This is a genomic window from Paenalcaligenes niemegkensis (assembly GCF_022230885.1).
Taxonomy (GTDB): Bacteria; Pseudomonadota; Gammaproteobacteria; order Burkholderiales; family Burkholderiaceae_B; genus Paenalcaligenes; species Paenalcaligenes niemegkensis.
Window position 1 is genome coordinate 978776 of record NZ_JAKGCT010000004.1, and the last position, 16678, is coordinate 995453.

Genomic DNA, 16678 nt, shown 5'->3' on the forward strand with positions numbered 1-16678 from the left:
TCCGGCTCCTGTAAATGGAAAAGCCTTATCATCTCGCTTTATCCGCAACAAAGGCGCCCAATGGCGCCCTTGTTGTCTATGCGTAAAGCCACGCCTAGCGGATTTTAGCCAGCTCTATCTCCACATACTGACTGACACCTTCAGCTACATCGCTGAACTCATTTTTATAACCGGCTGACCTTAATTGCTGAAGGTCAGCCTGGGTGTGACTTTGGTAACGCCCCTTCAGATCATTGGGAAAATCAATATATCGAATCAGGCCTTGTGCCACCAACTGCTCTAAAGCAAGAGCTTCCAGCCCCTCATGCTTGCGCATCGTGTTGACCACCGTCATGGCGACGTCATTAAAGGGCTGAGCACGGCCCGTACCGCAGTTATACACGCCAGACTGCGCAGCATGCTCAAAAAAGTGCAAGTTCACGTTTACCACGTCGTCCACATAGATGAAGTCTCGCTGCTGAGCGCCGTCGTCATAACCCTCCCAGCCAGCAAACAATCGAACAAAACCTTCAGCCCGATATTGCTTCATGTTGTGCAAGGCGACTGAAGCCATCCGGCCCTTGTGCTGCTCTCGTGGCCCATAAACATTAAAATACCGTAACCCCACCACCGGGGCCGTCAGCCTGCTTAAGCGGCGACGCAACACCTGGTCAAAAAGCAGCTTTGAATAGCCATAGACATTCAGGGGCGACTCGTAGGCGGGGTCTTCGATGTACTGCGGACCAGCACCATATACTGCCGCCGAAGAAGCATATAAAAATGGTACTTTTTGCCTTTGGCAATACTCGAACAGTTCGAGCGTAACGCGATAGTTGTTGTCCATCACAAACTGACCATTACGCTCTGTAGTATCGGAGCATGCGCCCTGATGAAAAATGGCTTCAATGCCGCTTAGTTCATTTTGAGCAATACGGCGACGAAAATCGGCTTTATCCATGTAATCAGCAATGGACAGATCCACCATATTCACAAATTTGTCGCCATCCAGAAGATCATCAACCACGAGAATATCTGTGTAGCCCCGACGGTTTAAGCCCGCCACCAGATTACTGCCTATAAATCCTGCCCCGCCCGTAACGATAATCACAGGAGTTCTCCTACGGTAACAATCGATGTACCTAACTTTCCAACCACAATACCGCCCGCGATGTTGGCCCACTGCATCGCGTCGTCCCAATCCAGACCTGCCGCCCGCCCTACTGCCAGGGTAGCCAGCACCGTATCCCCGGCCCCCGAAACGTCAAAGACCTCCTGAGCCTGTGCGTCGGCATGGTATGACCCGCCTTCAGTAAAGATGGTCATACCTTGCTCGGAGCGAGTGATCAAAATGGCTTCAAGCTGCAATTCTGCTCGTAAGCGTTGTGCACGATCTTTTAAATCGTCCTCATCGGCCCAGCGGCCAACTGCTTGCTGCATCTCGATACGGTTGGGCGTAATGATGGTGGCATTCCGATAGCGATGATAAGTGTCCCCTTTGGGATCGACCATTACCGGAATGTTGAACTCGTTTGCCAAAGCGATAAGCTGCTCGATATGATTAAGCGTTCCTTTGGCATAGTCGGACAGAACAACTAAGTCATGACCCTGAATAAGCTGTCGCGCACGCTCGAGCATAATTTCTAAAGTCCCGGGTTCCGGACGCTCTTCGAAATCAACCCGTAACAGCTGCTGTTGACGCGCCAAGACCCGTAGCTTCAATGTAGTGGGCATATGGGGATCGCGCACGATACTGGCATGGATGCCGGCCTCGAGAGTCAGCTGCTCGACATCTATAGCCGTATCATCTTGACCTGCTATACCCAAAAGCGTGGCTTGTGCTCCCAGAGCCACGATATTGCGAGCTACGTTGGCTGCACCACCCAAGCGATCTTCACGTCTGGCTACCTTCACTACAGGCACCGGTGCCTCGGGAGAAATACGTTCTACGCCGCCGAACCAGTAACGGTCCAGCATGACATCTCCAATGACCAGCACTTTTACCTGCTTAGCCTCCTTAACTGGAAACGGAATCATTGCATTTCCTCCAGACGCTTCGGAGCGTACGTTTCCCATGAGTTGCATCCCGGGCATTGCCAATAATAGTGCTGGGCCTCAAAACCACAAACATGGCACGAGTAACGATCTAGCCGCTGCGTATGCTTATGCACCAGACGGCGCAACAAGCCCAGATCAGCACCAGCCACCACCTCTGCAGCTGCAGAGGCCGGCAAGGCTTCGATAGGCGCACCCGTAAGGGGCGCTGCAGCCAAGTTGTCGGCAAAGGTTAATTCCACTTCGAGCATGCGGTCCAGACCCAGCAGCAGCGGCTGCATACGTAACGCCGTGCGAGCAAAAGCCCACGCTCGTACATGCCCCTGCTGCTCCCGTAATTCGCGAAAAACCACATTGAATATATCAATAGAAGGAAGTGCTTCATAATGCGCTTTTAAAAGACCCAGCCCCTGTGCAGGTTGGTCCAGTTGCCTGTAGCAAGCCATAAGATCGGCAGCTATTAGCCCTGTATATTCAGGAGCAACGCGCATGACGGACGCCAAAAAGTCTCGCTGCCCAGGGAAATCGCCTTTTAGCTGCGACAGTTTCGCCCTAAGAATGGCGATTCTTGCTCTGGATGCGGCACTGCCGTTTTTTCGCCCAATGCCTCTGCTGCAAGATCAGCTTCTTTCAGAGCCTCTTCTGCTTTAGGCAGATCTGGCTGACGCTGCTCGAGCGCGCTTTGTGCCTGCTCACACTGATAGTGAACCAGTTGCGGCACAGGCTCATCGACAAAGGCACGCAGGCGCCGCACTGCCTCAATGGCTTGAGGCCAATCATGCTCAGACTCGTAGATACGTATCAATGAGCGCATTGCGTCAACAGCAAAGCGAGTGTCTACAACAGCCTCAAAAGCCTGTTCGGCTCGGTCTAGCAGACCCGCCTTCAAAAAATCCTGCGCTAACTCATGCTGTGCCGTTTCACGATCTTGAGCTGGTAGATCTGCCCTGGCTAACAAGCTTTGATGTACCCTGATTGCCCTTTCAATTTCGCCGCGACGCCGAAACAAGCTGCCCAAGGCAAAATGCAGTTCGGTCGTTTCGGAGTCGAGCTTTGCAACCTCTACAAAAGCATCAATTGCGCGATCAGGCTGCTCATTAAGCAGAAAGTTCAGCCCCTTAAAGTAGGAGTCAGGCAAATTGCGTGACTCGGACAAAATCTGCTTAAAGTCGAATCGAGCAGCTAACCACCCCAGACCAAACAACACTGGAAGGACGATCAGCCACCATGGTTCAAAATCCACGCTTCATACTCCGTAAAACCTATAAGGGCGCCAAGGGGGCGACAGTTTCTGGCGCTACTGTATCTGTGTGCGATAGAGGGTGGCGTATGGACTCTTCCAGCCGTGCCACATCACGTCGAAGCCTGGCTATTTCGCGACGTTTACGCATTAGTACGCCCACCATCAATAACAGGCCAAACACCAAACCCAGTATTAGTGCGCTTAACATTACTACGACTAAAGGAACATTCGCGACGCCATAGTCAGCGAAAAAATTGACATTGACTGGCTCTGTATTCTTCAGTGCGAATAAAAGCACCAGCACAAAGACCAGTAAACGCAGCACCCATACGAGATAGCGCATATTTAACTCCAACAGATTTGAGGATGGTCCAATTGTAATTTGAATCTACTTTCACGCCCACATGGAAAAGTTCTCGTGCCTATGCAGCTCGTTTTCATCATGAACTGCCGGTAAACCACAAAGCTGATTTTTTATGCAGGCAATCCCATAGAATACTTGAGGATTCGTCATAACGCTGACACACAAAAAAATAAACCCTGCCGTCTGAAACAACAGGGTTTATCAACTTCTTTGCTTGCCTTAACTGAGGCTTTGCATTGCTTTACAGCTGTGTAAACAAAAGCTTTTGTTTACGGCCATTAGGCACCCGACGGTACACTGTCGGTCTTTTGTTCATCAAGATATGCTGCATCAACACGCTCGCGTAACTCTTTACCGGCTTTAAAATGCGGCACCTGCTTGGCAGGAACCAGCACTTTTTCGCCGGAACGAGGATTACGACCAATGCGTGGAGAACGCGTCGACAACGAAAAACTACCGAAGCCACGAATTTCAATCCGCTGCCCACTGGCAAGGGATTGGGTCATGGCATCAAGCATAGTTTTTACTGCGAAATCCATGTCGCGCAAGGCCAGCTGCGGATAGCGGCTGGCCAGTAGCGCAATAAGCTCTGACTTGGTCACGCTAATTAACCGTCGTCACGCTGCTGCTGATCTAGCTTAGCACGCAGCAATGCACCCAGGTTAGTTGTGCCTGACGAAGCACTGGCTTCGGAAATACGCTGGATCGAAGTAGCTGTTTCAGCGTTATCACGGGCTTTGACTGAAAGCTGGATTGAACGTGTCTTACGATCAACGTTAACAATCATTGTTTCAAGCTCGTCACCTTCGTTGAGCACTGTAGTCGCATCTTCTACACGCCCTGCCGAGATTTCGGAGGCACGCAGGTAACCTTCAACATCAACGGACAAGGTAACTACGGCACCCTTGGCCTCAACTGATTTAACGGTACCTGTAACAACTGCGCCTTTATCGTGCGTGGCTACGAAGTTGTTGAAAGGATCGCCTTCAAGCTGCTTGATACCCAACGAGATACGCTCTTTGTCAGTATCGATACCCAAGACTACGGCGTCAACTTCGTCGCCTTTCTTGAAGTTACGTACTGCTTCTTCGCCAGTGTCTGTCCAGGAAAGATCGGACAAGTGCACGAGACCGTCGATACCACCGTCCAGACCCACGAATACACCGAAGTCTGTGATAGATTTGATGGCGCCGCGAACTTTATCACCACGCTTGAAGTTAATCGCGAACTCTTCCCATGGATTGGCACGGCATTGCTTCATGCCCAGCGAGATACGACGACGATCTTCGTCGATATCCAGAACCATGACTTCAACTTCGTCGCCCAAAGTAACAACTTTGCGTGGATCAACGTTTTTGTTGGTCCAATCCATTTCGGAAACGTGTACCAGACCTTCGATACCGTCTTCAACTTCAACGAATGCACCGTAGTCGGTAAGGTTTGTTACTTTACCGAACAAACGAGTTGTTTGTGGGTAGCGACGTGACAGACCGATCCATGGATCTTCGCCCAGCTGCTTAACACCCAGGGAAACGCGGCTGCGCTCTTGGTCGAACTTAAGAACCTTAGCTTCGATCTCTTCACCCACCTGCAATACTTCGGAAGGGTGACGCACACGACGCCAGGCCATGTCAGTGATGTGAAGCAGACCGTCGATACCGCCCAGGTCAACAAACGCACCGTAATCAGTAATGTTTTTAACAATACCTTTGATGACGATACCTTCAGTCAGGGTTTCGAGCAGTTTCTGACGCTCTTCGCCCATGCTCGCTTCGAGCACAGCACGACGAGACAACACAACGTTATTGCGCTTGCGGTCGAGCTTGATAACCTTGAATTCGAAGGTTTTGCCTTCGTAAGGTGTAGTGTCTTTAACTGGACGCAGGTCGACCAGGGAACCCGGCAAGAATGCACGGATACCGTTAGTCATGACAGTCATGCCGCCTTTGACCTTGCCCGTGACTGTACCGTTAACCAGCTCGCCTGACTCGAGCGCTTGCTCAAGAGCCAGCCATGCCGACAGACGTTTAGCACGGTCGCGAGACAAGATAGTGTCACCGTAACCGTTTTCGAAAGAATCAATAGCGACTGAGACAAAATCACCGGGTTCTACTTCGAGTTCGCCTTGATCATTCAAGAACTCTTCGAGCGGAATGAGTGACTCAGACTTGAGACCTGCGTTAACCAGCACGTAGTTGTGGTCAATGCGCAGAACTTCGGCAGAAATAACTTCGCCGGCTTTCAAGTCTTGATTCTTGACGCTTTCTTCAAATAAATCGGCAAAGCTTTCGCCGCCTAGAATATCGGTAGTAGGGATGGAGGACATTAAATATAAAATCCATCAGCCATTGCTGGCTACTGAACACACCAGAATAAATTCCGGTGGAGTGAGAAGAACCTTATTAACTTGGCCATAACAATAAATACAACATTGCCAAGTCATAAGAACCATGGTTAATTAATTTTTTCGGACCAATGCAATAACACTTTGCCAACAGTCTCTTCTATAGTTAAGTTAGAAGAATCAATCACATATGCATCATCAGCAGCAACTAAAGGGGCACTAGCCCGGCTACTATCCCTAAGGTCTCGTGCTTGCATGTCCTCTAAAAGACTCGTTAGATTAGCAGAAATCCCCTTTGCCTTCAACTGCTTAGCACGTCTTTCCGCCCGTGATTGCACATCTGCAACAAGAAAGATCTTTAAATTGGCGTCTGGGAATACGATCGTTCCCATGTCCCGGCCATCGGCGACAAGACCTGGTTCGACCTGAAAGTCGCGCTGCCGCTGCAATAGCGCCAAGCGCAACTGAGGATAGGCTGCAATTTTCGAAGCCGTATTCCCTACATGCTCGGCTCGAATATCCTGACTGACATCAGCCTGTGACAAGAACACTTTATCCGCCTTAAAGCTCACATCAAGTTGCGACGCTACCAAAGCCACAGCCTCTTCATCATTCAGGCTTGTCTGGATATTCAGGCATGCCAGAGCCGTCAGGCGATACAAGGCCCCACTATCAAGGACATGCCAGCCCAGGTGCTCTGCCACACGTTGGGCCACAGTTCCTTTGCCAGATGCCGTAGGTCCGTCGATAGTGATTACGGGAACATGAAAGGGAGCTTGTGTCATTATTGAACCAATTCGTTAAATACGGTGAAGTATGTGGGAAACGTTTTACTGACGCAGCCCGGGTCAAGAATTTCAACAGCCAGAGGACCAAATGCCGCCAATGAAAAACACATGGCGATGCGGTGGTCGTCATAAGTCTCGATACTGGCTTTTCGCCAGCCGGAGTCTTCAATTGGCCAGACACGCAACCAATCCGGGCCAGACTCAACACGTGCTCCGAGCTTCTCCAACTCTGTGTGCATGGCATGAATTCGATCAGTTTCCTTGACGCGCCACGACGCTATATTGCGCAAGGTGCATGGGCCGTCGGCAAACATCGCCAGGGCTGCCGCTGTCATGGCAGCATCAGGAATCAAGTTAAAGTCCAGATCGAAAGCTTTTAAGCTTTCACCTTTACTCACATTGACGCCCGAAACCAGCATACTGTATGGACTGAACTCTACGGTGGCACCCATTGCCTGCACCACTTCCGCAAATTTCACATCACCCTGGACTGACGCTGAGCCTACCCCTTCTATGGTGAGCGGGCCTTCCCCTATAGCACCCAAGGCCAAGAAGTAGGATGCTGAGGACGCATCGCCTTCTACGTGGTACTGACCTGGGGATACGTACGACGCATGACTGGGAATCTCAAAACTCGTCCAGTCGTGGTTCTCTACATTAACGCCAAAATGACGCATCATATCGAGCGTAATGGCAATATAAGGCCGGGATATTAATATCCCCTCTACTTCTATACGGAGCCTGGCCCCGTGCTCAGCAGTCCACAGCGGAGCGGCCATAAGCAAAGCCGTTAAATACTGGCTGGACACCGAACCCTTGACGCGAATCGTCGAACACGAATGCAACGTGGGTTCGGCAATGGCCAGAGGCGGATAGCCCTGCTCCCCCAGGTAGCTAACGGAAGCTCCTGCGCTACGCACAGCATCAACCAGATCACCGATGGGACGCTCGTGCATTCGCGGTATGCCGCGCAGGATGAACTCGCCACCCATGAAGGCCAGCGTCGCGGTTAAGGATCGGAATGCGGTGCCCGCATTCGCCAAAAAAGATCAGCCTTACGATTCTTGAAAGGTGTACCGCCTTCGATGCATACCGAATCATCAACACGCTCAACCCCTACGCCCATTTTATCAAGGGCGTCCAGCATAACGCGTGTATCGTCGGATTCGAGCAAACCGGTCAATGTCGTCTTGCCATGGGCGAGCGCCGCCAATAACAAGGCTCGATTAGAAATACTTTTAGAACCTGGCAGCACTACACGACCTCTCGCGCGGCACACAGGCAATAACTCAATACTTGAAACCGTTGTCATACCAAACCACTCCTGCTTGCCCATAGACGGCGCGCCAATGCAGCACGCTCCAGAAAATTCTCAAGAGCAGGTCCGTCAGCCTGCTGCAATGCACTCTCTGCCTGTTCAAATGCCGCACGAACCTCACGCAGCTCGTGGAGCACAGCCTCTCGATTACTTAGAAAGATGTCCCGCCAGACTTCGGGTGAACCCGCCGCAATACGTGTAAAGTCTCTGAAACCGCTGCCCGCTACCGCCAGACGTAAATCGGAATCAACAGCGGTGGATACTTGCCACATAAACACAGAGGATAAAAAATGCGGCACGTGGCTGACCGAAGCCAGCACAGTGTCATGTACCTCTGGCGTCATAACGAGAACTCTGGCGCCACAGGCCTTCCACATCTCTACCACAACATCTTTGGCGAGGCTTTCATTTTCATCCAGCGGGGTCAGCACTACGGTGCGGCCTTCATACAGCGCTGCATGAGCCGCCGCTGGCCCCGTGGACTCGGACCCCGCAATAGGATGGCCAGGAATGAATCGGCTGACCGCAGCACCCAACACCTTGCGAGCCACCTCAACCACGTCGGCTTTGGTGCTACCTGCATCCGTGAGTATCGTATGCGGCTGTAAAAAGGGCAGCATTTTTTGCAATACCGCCTGGGTTGCGCCCACAGGTGTTGCCAAAAGCACGACATCGGCGCGTTGCGCTGCCTGCTCTGCCGTTACCACCTCGTCGATGAGCCCCTTTGCTAAGGCCACATCCAAACTGGCCGGATTACGCCCTACCCCCAGAACACGCCCTACCGCACCTCGCTGACGCAAGGCGGCAGCAACCGAGCCGCCAATTAAGCCTGGTCCAACGATGGCAAGTGTTGAAATCACTTGGCTAGCTGTTCTTTTAGCATCATTTTGAAGCATGACAAATCCACGTATTATTCGGGGTAGTTACTGTCGGTCAAACCAGCAGCGCCTGTCCGCAAAGCAGATGCCTTGCCATGAGCACGGCCCCTGCAGGCCCGGCACATACATAGGTATCTACTATTGAGCCGGATAAGACCCTAATATTTTGAAGAACGCCACGCCTTGCTTCAACTCGGACAGAGCCTGCTTTAACGCTGGCTCATTCTGATGCCCTAATAAATCCACATAAAAATAATATTCCCACTGCCCTGTACGAGCGGGCCGGGACTCGAGGCGTGTCATGGAGACTCCATGCGTGGCAAGCGGAGCCAACATCTCGTAGACTGCACCCGAACGGTTTGGTACCGCTAAAATGATGCTGGTTTTGTCTTGTCCGCTAGGCAGCGTTTCAATCGCCCCTATCGCTAAAAATCGCGTGCGATTATGCGGATCATCTTGGATGCCTGTTTGAACCACCGATAAAGACCACGCGGTCGCCGCAGAAATACTGGCGATAGCCGCAATAGAAGGATCTAACGACGCTAAACGAGCTGCTTCAGAATTACTGGCGGCTGGCTCACGAGACAGTTCCGGATGATTGCGCATCAACCAGGACTGACACTGGGCAAGTGCCTGCGGATGAGCCAACACACGCTTCACACCCTCCAGGGTTCCACTGCTCGACAGCAAATTATGATGAATATTCAGGGAGCGCTCGCCGACCACCTTAAGTGGGGAGTTCAGCAACAGATCAAGCGTTCGGTTGACTGCACCTTCGGTAGAGTTTTCAACCGGCACAATACCCACGTCAGCTTGCCCCGCCTCGACAGCCCTGAAGACCTCATCGAAGCTTTCACAGTGCACACTGTTGATGAAGTGACCAAAGTGCTCGTAAGCCGCTTGCTCTGAAAATGAGCCTTGCGGCCCCAGGCATGCTACCCGCGGCACACTTTCAAGGCCCCGGCAGGCGGAGATTACCTGCCCCCAGACGGCCTGAACCGATGCAGGTGTAAAAGGACCATGATTCAGAGACTGCAATCGGCGCACAATCAGTGCTTCGCGCTCAGGCTTGAGGATGGCATCGTCAGCATCGTAATCTTGCTTGATAATGCCAATCTCTAGTGCCGCCTGAGCCCTTTTATTAAGTAAAGCGAGAATTTGCTCATCGATCAGATCGATTTCAGCCCGCCACGGTGCCAAACGTTCTTGCAATGTTTCAGCCATGACGACGCTCAAAATCCTTTAAGAAATCAACCAAAGCCACCACGCCTTCAAGCGGCATTGCGTTATAGATAGACGCCCGCATTCCGCCTACACTTTTATGTCCCTTCAGCTGCAACAGCCCCGCCTTTTCTGCCTGCTCAATAAAGCTTGCTTCAAGTGACGCGTCAATTAGCTGGAACGGCACATTCATACGTGACCGCGACCGGTGCTCGACCTTATTTACATAAAAGTCTGACTCATCCAGATAGCCGTAAAGCAATTGAGCCTTTTCAATATTCCGCTTCTCGATTTCAGCCACACCACCCTTTTCTTTCAGCCATTTATAGACCAGGCCAGAAATATAAATAGCGTAGGTAGGAGGAGTATTGAACATCGACTGATTAGCCGCCACCTGCTCGTAATTAAAGACGCCCGGGCAGTCGCTATCGGCGAATCCAAGCAGATCTTTACGCACAATGACCAGAGTAAGGCCTGCAGGGCCCGCATTTTTTGTGCGCCCGCATACATCATATCGACTTTGCTAAAGTCTGTAGGACGCGACAAGATATTCGACGAAGCGTCCACAACAAGAGGCACATTAAAATTAGACCAGTCGTTGAACTCCACGCCGCTAATCGTCTCGTTACTGCATACATGTATATATGAAGCCTCTGCCTGCAAATGCCATTCGTCTACTCCCGGAAACCAGGTATATGGCAATTGCTCATGCCCATCAATATGGGTTGAGGTCGCAGAGGTGGCTGCGATGTTGACCGCTCCGTATCGACCAGCTTCTTTCTGAGATTTGTCTGACCAGCTACCTGATACTACGTAATCGGCTTTGCGTCCGGGTTTCAATCCCATCAAGTTCATTGGCACGATCGCATTTTGCGCTTGTGCGCCTCCTTGCATGAACAGCACCTCGAAATCGGCAGGCACTTGCAACAAGTCGCGCAAGTCGGCCTCAGCCTCGTCGCGAATTTGCATAAACTCTTTACCGCGATGGCTCATTTCCATTACGGACATGCCGCAATCATGCCAGCTCAGCAACTCAGCAGCAGCCTGCTCCAGCACTTCCAGAGGGAGTACAGAAGGGCCTGCAGAAAAATTCCACGGACGCATTTCTTCTAATCCTATTCGTTATTATCAGTATCAGCAGCTTCATCAGCATCGGTTTCGGGCTGATCAGATCCAGCGCCCGGAGCGTCGTTGTTGATCAGCTCGTCAGCATCCAGCACTGCGTCGTCGTCATCGGCATCGACGTCGGTCTCCACCACGCGATAAACCCCGGACAATTTGCTTTCGCCGTCGACGTTAATCAGAGTTACGCCCTGTGTGGCCCGACCCATTTCACGGATCTCTTCCACTCGGGTGCGAACCAATACGCCTGCATTAGTAATAAGCATGATCTCGTCAGAAGTATCCACCAGCACCGCACCGACCAGGTTACCGTTACGCGCCGAACTCTGAATGGCAATCATGCCTTTAGTACCACGACCATGACGAGTGTATTCACCAATCGCGGTGCGCTTCCCATAACCATTTTCGGTTGCAGTCAGCACAGAAAGGCGACTGGCCTGCGGCATAGCAGCCTGATCAGCCACATCGGCAAGCTCTAGATCGACAACATTGTCAACGGTGCTATCAGCAGCCGCATCAAGCACGCCTTCGGTTCCAGCCAGGGCCTCGACCTCGGCTTCGGCAACGAGCAAAGAGATAACGGTTTGACCATCATCAAGGCGCATACCGCGTACACCTCGAGCCGTACGGCCCATGGGGCGCACGTCGCCTTCGTCAAAACGCACTGCCTTACCGGCATCAGAGAAGAGCATTACATCGTGCTTGCCATCGGTGAGCTGGGCCCCTATCAAGAAATCGTCTTCATCGAGGTCTACTGCGATAATCCCCGCTTTTCGAGGATTCGAGAAGTGAGACAACGGGGTTTTCTTGACGGTACCGCGGGAAGTAGCCATGAACACGTACTGATCATCGCTAAACTCTTTGACTGCCAGAACCACGGTGATTTTTTCGCCCTCCAGCAGAGGGAACATATTCACAATTGGACGTCCACGCGAATTACGCGAGCCTTGAGGCACTTCCCAAACCTTCAGCCAGTACACTCGGCCATGATCTGAGAAGCACAAAAGGAAATCATGGGTATTGGCAATAAACAGCTGATCTACCCAGTCGTCTTCGCGAGTGGTCGTAGCGACCTTTCCACGCCCGCCACGCCTCTGCGCGCGGTATTCGGACAAAGGCTGACTCTTCACATAACCCGCATGCGAAAGCGTTACCACCATATCCATGGGGGTGATGAGATCTTCAGTATCAAGCTCGGTAGCATTATGCTCGATCTCGGAACGGCGCCCATCTTTATCGCTGCGGGAAAACTCGTCTCTGACCTGCACGAGCTCTTCGCTGATGATAGCGGTTACACGTTCAGGACGGGCAAGGATGTCGAGGAAATCGGCAATACGGGCCATGACCTCTTTGTACTCGTCAACAATCTTGTCCTGCTCAAGGCCGGTCAAGCGCTGCAAACGCATATTCAGGATTTCCTGGGCCTGAATCTCGGTCAAACGATACAGTCCGTCAGCCTGCAAGCCATAGGCTGCGGCAAGGCCATCAGGGCGGTACGCAACCCGGCCACCCGGAATGACGCTGTCATCGGCACGCGACAGCATGTCGCGCACGAGTGAGGCATCCCAATTGCGGTCCATCAGCGCCTGACGAGCGACGGGAGGCGTCGGAGCGGCGCGAATAATGGCAATGAAGTCGTCGATATTTGCTAGTGCAACTGCCAAGCCTTCAAGCACATGTCCGCGTTCCCGTGCCTTGCGCAGCTGAAACACCGTGCGACGGGTAACCACTTCACGACGATGCAGCAAGAAATACTCGACCAGCTGCTTGAGGTTCAGCAGCCTTGGCTGGCCATCAACCAGGGCCACCATATTCATGCCGAAGGTTTCCTGCAGCTGGGTGTTCTTGTACAGGTTATTAAGAATAACCTCTGGAACTTCACCGCGCTTAAGCTCGATGACCAGGCGCATACCGTCTTTATCGGACTCATCCCGGATATCGGAAATGCCCTCGATTTTCTTTTCATTGACCAGGTCGGCAATACGCTCTTGAAGCGATTTCTTGTTTACCTGATAGGGCAAAGCGTCAATGACAATAGACTGCCTGCCACCACGGTCAAGGTCTTCGAAGTGGGCTTTGGCCCGCATAATGACACGGCCGCGGCCGGTACGATAGCCCTCTCGAACCCCGGACATCCCGTAGATAATTCCCCCTGTGGGGAAATCCGGGGCAGGGATATATTCGATCAGGTCGTCAACTGAGCAATCAGGATGCTCAAGGCAGTAGAGGCAGCCAGCGACAACTTCAGCGAGGTTGTGAGGAGCGATATTCGTCGCCATACCCACCGCAATCCCGGAGCTGCCATTAACCAGAAGGTTAGGTAACCGGGAAGGAAGCAGCGCGGGCTCATGCTCGCTACCGTCGTAGTTAGGGACAAAATCAACGGTCTCTTGATCGATGTCGGCAAGAATCTCGTGAGCAATCTTCGCTAAACGGATCTCGGTATAGCGCATGGCAGCAGCGCTATCACCGTCAACTGAACCGAAGTTTCCCTGACCATCGACAAGCATATAGCGCATCGAGAAGTCTTGGGCGAGGCGAACAATCGTGTCATATACCGCGGAGTCGCCATGCGGGTGATACTTACCGATGACGTCCCCGACGATACGCGCAGACTTCTTATAAGCTCGGTTCCAGTCGTTATTTAATTCGTGCATGGCAAATAGCACACGCCTATGTACGGGCTTTAAGCCGTCTCGTACGTCTGGCAGTGCGCGCCCTACGATTACGCTCATGGCGTAGTCGAGGTAGCTGCGACGCATTTCGTCTTCCAGCGATATAGGAAGAGTCTCCTTGGCAAAGGAATCCATATGAAATGTCTTTATAGATATAAGTTAAGCAAGAAGCGGGCCATTCTCGGGCGAATAAGAAATTCTAGCACTTACTGTGCCGATCTAAGAGATTGACCTTCGAAAAGAGCCATAGAGAGACCCTACAATCAGCAAATGCTCCAAAAAGAAGAATACGCTGAGCAGTTATTATCCACCATGCCGTACTTGTTGCCTAAAACCAACAATAAAGGCATGTATCGGGCCTAATTCGACGTATCTGGCGCTTAACTCTTATTCTCGCTTAACGAACCCATCATAAATGTCTTAAGATTCGGGCTAACACGCATGAAACCCAGCGCAATACTATGACGTGTTCATAGTCTTGCTATACTGGTTCCGTTAAATAAGCGGCGGGGGTTCGCTGCGGTCAATTAACAGCATCAGCTCAACGAGGAGAAACATGAATAAACCCTCCAAAATCGCACTTGCACTCGCCTTTGCGGCAGTCACAGCCACTGGTGCTGTGTCAGCTCAGACTGGCGAAGTAAACAACTGGCAAAATCCGTTCGGCGACGTATGGAAAAACGGCACGAACGAACTGTGCTGGCGCAATAACTTCTGGACTCCTGCTACCGGTATCGCCGGTTGTGACGGTGTACCCGTTGCTCAAGCAGAAGCACCAGTCGTTGCTCCAACTACAACTAAAGTCGTTCTGAATGCAGACACTTTCTTTGACTTCGACAAAGCATCGTTGAAGCCTGAAGGCCGTCAAGTTCTGGACCAAATTGCAGACCAAGTTAACACAGTAGAACTGGAAACTTTGATTGCTACTGGTCACACCGACTCCGTTGGTGCTGAAGCCTACAACCAGGGTCTTTCTGAGCGTCGCGCTAACTCTGTTAAAGAGTACTTAGTTAGCAAAGGCGTACCTGCTGACCGCATCTACACCGAAGGTAAAGGTGAGCTGCAGCCAGTGGCCGACAACCAGACTCGTGAAGGTCGCGCACAAAACCGTCGCGTTGAGATCGAGATCGTTGGCTCACGTAAGCAATAATACGGGTTCAATCACGTATTAAGCTGAAAGGCTATACAATAAAGGCTCCGCTTGTCGGAGCCTTTATTCATTTCTGTGTAGTATTTAGCGCCTATGCCTAAGAATAGCGTCAACGTTGATCCGGCCGAAATTGAAAAATTCAGCGCCCTAGCCTCGCGCTGGTGGGATCCCACTAGCGAATTCAAGCCCTTGCATGCGATTAACCCCCTTCGCCTGGGCTGGATAATCGAACACGCCGGAGCATTGACCGATAAAAAAATAGTTGATGTTGGCTGCGGAGGCGGCATTTTGGCTGAAGCCATGGCAAAAGAAGGCGCCTCCGTCACAGGTATTGATCTGGCCGAAAAATCGCTCAAAGTGGCTCGCCTGCATAGTCTCGATAGCGGCGTTCCAGTCAGTTATAAAATGTTAAGCGCCGAAGCACTGGCTGATGAAGAGCCCGGTCAGTACGATGTCGTCACTTGTATGGAAATGCTTGAACATGTGCCCGATCCGGCTTCTATCATTCACGCTTGCGCCAAACTGGTCAAACCAAATGGGTGGGTATTTTTCTCTACCTTGAATCGCAATCCAAAATCTTTTTTATTTGCGATAGTGGGTGCCGAATATCTGCTGAAGCTCCTACCTACGGGCACCCATCATTACGAATCCTTCATCAAGCCCAGCGAGCTATCTCGCTCTGCCCGCAATGCCAGTCTGAATACTCAAGACTTGCGCGGGCTTGAATACAATCCGCTTACCCAGCATTACCGATTGTCGTCAGACACCTCTGTTAACTACCTGCTCGCTACTCGTAAAGATAGCTAATTCTGCAATGCAAAAACTTGTACTGTTTGATTTCGACGGCACATTAGCCGATTCGGCTCCCGATTTAGCTGCCGCAGCCAATCGCTTACGTGCTGAACGCGGCCTGGAACCCCTGCCCTACAAAACGCTACGCCCTTATGCTTCACATGGCGCCAGAGGGCTGCTGAAGGCTGCACTCAACATAGAGGCCAGCGACGCTGAGTACGAAGATTACAGAAGAAAATTCCTGCTTGATTACGAGCAGAACATGACGCAGCTCACCCTATTGTTCGAAGGTATAGTGCCCATGCTGGCGGCTCTTTCCGACGCCAGGCTGCCCTGGGGGTCGTCACCAACAAAACAGAGTATCTCACCCGGCCTTTAATGGAGCATCTGGGTTTAAGCCAAGACTGCGTTGTACTCGTCGGCGGCGACACGACCCCCATATCAAGCCCCATCCCGCTCCACTTTTCCATGCGGCTGCCAGCGCAAAAGTTGATGCCAGGCAATGTATTTACATCGGTGATGATCAAAGGGATGTACAAGCCGGTAAAGCTGCTGGCATGTCTACTATTGTGGCTGCCTACGGCTACTGCGACTTCGATCCTGCCATTGCCTCATGGGAAGCGGACGCAGTGGTCAACTCGGCTAGCGAAATTTATCCTGCTGTCGAAAAGTGGGCTACCGCACACGTATAAAAACTTACTCAAATAGCTGGCGTGTATTTTTTCACACCGCAGCTACCTATTGGAATCAGC

Annotated in this window: 11 protein-coding genes and 4 pseudogenes; 3 read left to right on the forward strand and 12 right to left on the reverse strand. The window is 51.7% G+C overall.

Annotation, left to right across the window (positions count from 1 at the left end; genetic code table 11):
- Positions 1 to 94 precede the first annotated feature (94 nt).
- The 12 genes and pseudogenes from rfaD to gyrA form a co-directional block, all read right to left on the reverse strand.
- A complete protein-coding gene (gene rfaD / locus L1889_RS08720; RefSeq protein ID WP_238664809.1) occupies positions 95 to 1087 on the reverse strand; it encodes an ADP-glyceromanno-heptose 6-epimerase in 993 nt (330 codons plus the stop codon).
- Entirely contained in the window at positions 1084 to 2013 is a 930-nt protein-coding gene (rfaE1, locus tag L1889_RS08725; RefSeq protein WP_238664810.1) for a D-glycero-beta-D-manno-heptose-7-phosphate kinase, read from the reverse strand. The genes rfaD and rfaE1 overlap by 4 nt, the downstream gene beginning before the upstream one ends.
- A pseudogene (gene lapB, locus L1889_RS08730) lies at positions 2010 to 3274 on the reverse strand (lipopolysaccharide assembly protein LapB). Before lapB ends, rfaE1 begins: the two are co-directional and overlap by 4 nt.
- Positions 3275 to 3293: 19 nt before the next feature.
- Positions 3294 to 3617: a LapA family protein gene (locus tag L1889_RS08735; protein ID WP_238664811.1), complete on the reverse strand. Its 324-nt coding sequence runs from the start codon at positions 3615 to 3617 to the stop codon at positions 3294 to 3296.
- A 299-nt stretch (positions 3618 to 3916) separates the two neighbouring features.
- Positions 3917 to 4240 (reverse strand): integration host factor subunit beta, encoded by a 324-nt coding sequence (locus L1889_RS08740; RefSeq protein ID WP_238664812.1) that lies wholly within the window; start codon positions 4238 to 4240, stop codon positions 3917 to 3919.
- Between the two features lie 5 nt (positions 4241 to 4245).
- Complete coding sequence (rpsA, locus tag L1889_RS08745) at positions 4246 to 5964, reverse strand: 30S ribosomal protein S1 (protein WP_238664813.1); 1719 nt, start codon at positions 5962 to 5964, stop codon at positions 4246 to 4248.
- Positions 5965 to 6092: 128 nt separating this feature from the next.
- The gene (gene cmk / locus L1889_RS08750; RefSeq protein WP_257793877.1) at positions 6093 to 6767 is read right to left on the reverse strand and encodes a (d)CMP kinase; all 675 of its coding nucleotides are present in this window, start codon (positions 6765 to 6767) and stop codon (positions 6093 to 6095) included.
- Positions 6767 to 8082 (reverse strand): annotated as a pseudogene (gene aroA, locus L1889_RS08755) (3-phosphoshikimate 1-carboxyvinyltransferase). The gene cmk and the pseudogene aroA overlap by 1 nt, the downstream one beginning before the upstream one ends.
- On the reverse strand, positions 8079 to 8984 hold the full coding sequence (locus tag L1889_RS08760) for a prephenate dehydrogenase (RefSeq protein ID WP_238664814.1): 906 nt from the start codon (positions 8982 to 8984) through the stop codon (positions 8079 to 8081). Before L1889_RS08760 ends, aroA begins: the two are co-directional and overlap by 4 nt.
- Before the next feature lie 120 nt (positions 8985 to 9104).
- Entirely contained in the window at positions 9105 to 10190 is a 1086-nt protein-coding gene (gene pheA / locus L1889_RS08765; protein ID WP_238664815.1) for a prephenate dehydratase, read from the reverse strand.
- A pseudogene (gene serC, locus L1889_RS08770) lies at positions 10183 to 11291 on the reverse strand (3-phosphoserine/phosphohydroxythreonine transaminase). Before serC ends, pheA begins: the two are co-directional and overlap by 8 nt.
- An 11-nt stretch (positions 11292 to 11302) precedes the next feature.
- On the reverse strand, positions 11303 to 14119 hold the full coding sequence (gyrA, locus tag L1889_RS08775; RefSeq protein ID WP_238664816.1) for a DNA gyrase subunit A: 2817 nt from the start codon (positions 14117 to 14119) through the stop codon (positions 11303 to 11305).
- 421 nt (positions 14120 to 14540) lie between these two features.
- Here gyrA and ompA point away from each other — a divergent pair, with 421 nt between their 5' ends.
- The 3 genes and pseudogenes from ompA (at position 14541) to gph (ending at position 16618) form a co-directional block, all read left to right on the forward strand.
- Positions 14541 to 15134 (forward strand): outer membrane protein OmpA, encoded by a 594-nt coding sequence (ompA, locus tag L1889_RS08780; protein WP_238664817.1) that lies wholly within the window; start codon positions 14541 to 14543, stop codon positions 15132 to 15134.
- 93 nt (positions 15135 to 15227) lie between these two features.
- Positions 15228 to 15941, forward strand: coding sequence for a bifunctional 2-polyprenyl-6-hydroxyphenol methylase/3-demethylubiquinol 3-O-methyltransferase UbiG (gene ubiG, locus L1889_RS08785; protein WP_238664818.1), 714 nt, complete (start codon positions 15228 to 15230; stop codon positions 15939 to 15941).
- A gap of 7 nt (positions 15942 to 15948) precedes the next feature.
- Positions 15949 to 16618, forward strand: a pseudogene (gene gph / locus L1889_RS08790) (phosphoglycolate phosphatase).
- The last annotated feature ends 60 nt before the right edge of the window (positions 16619 to 16678 follow it).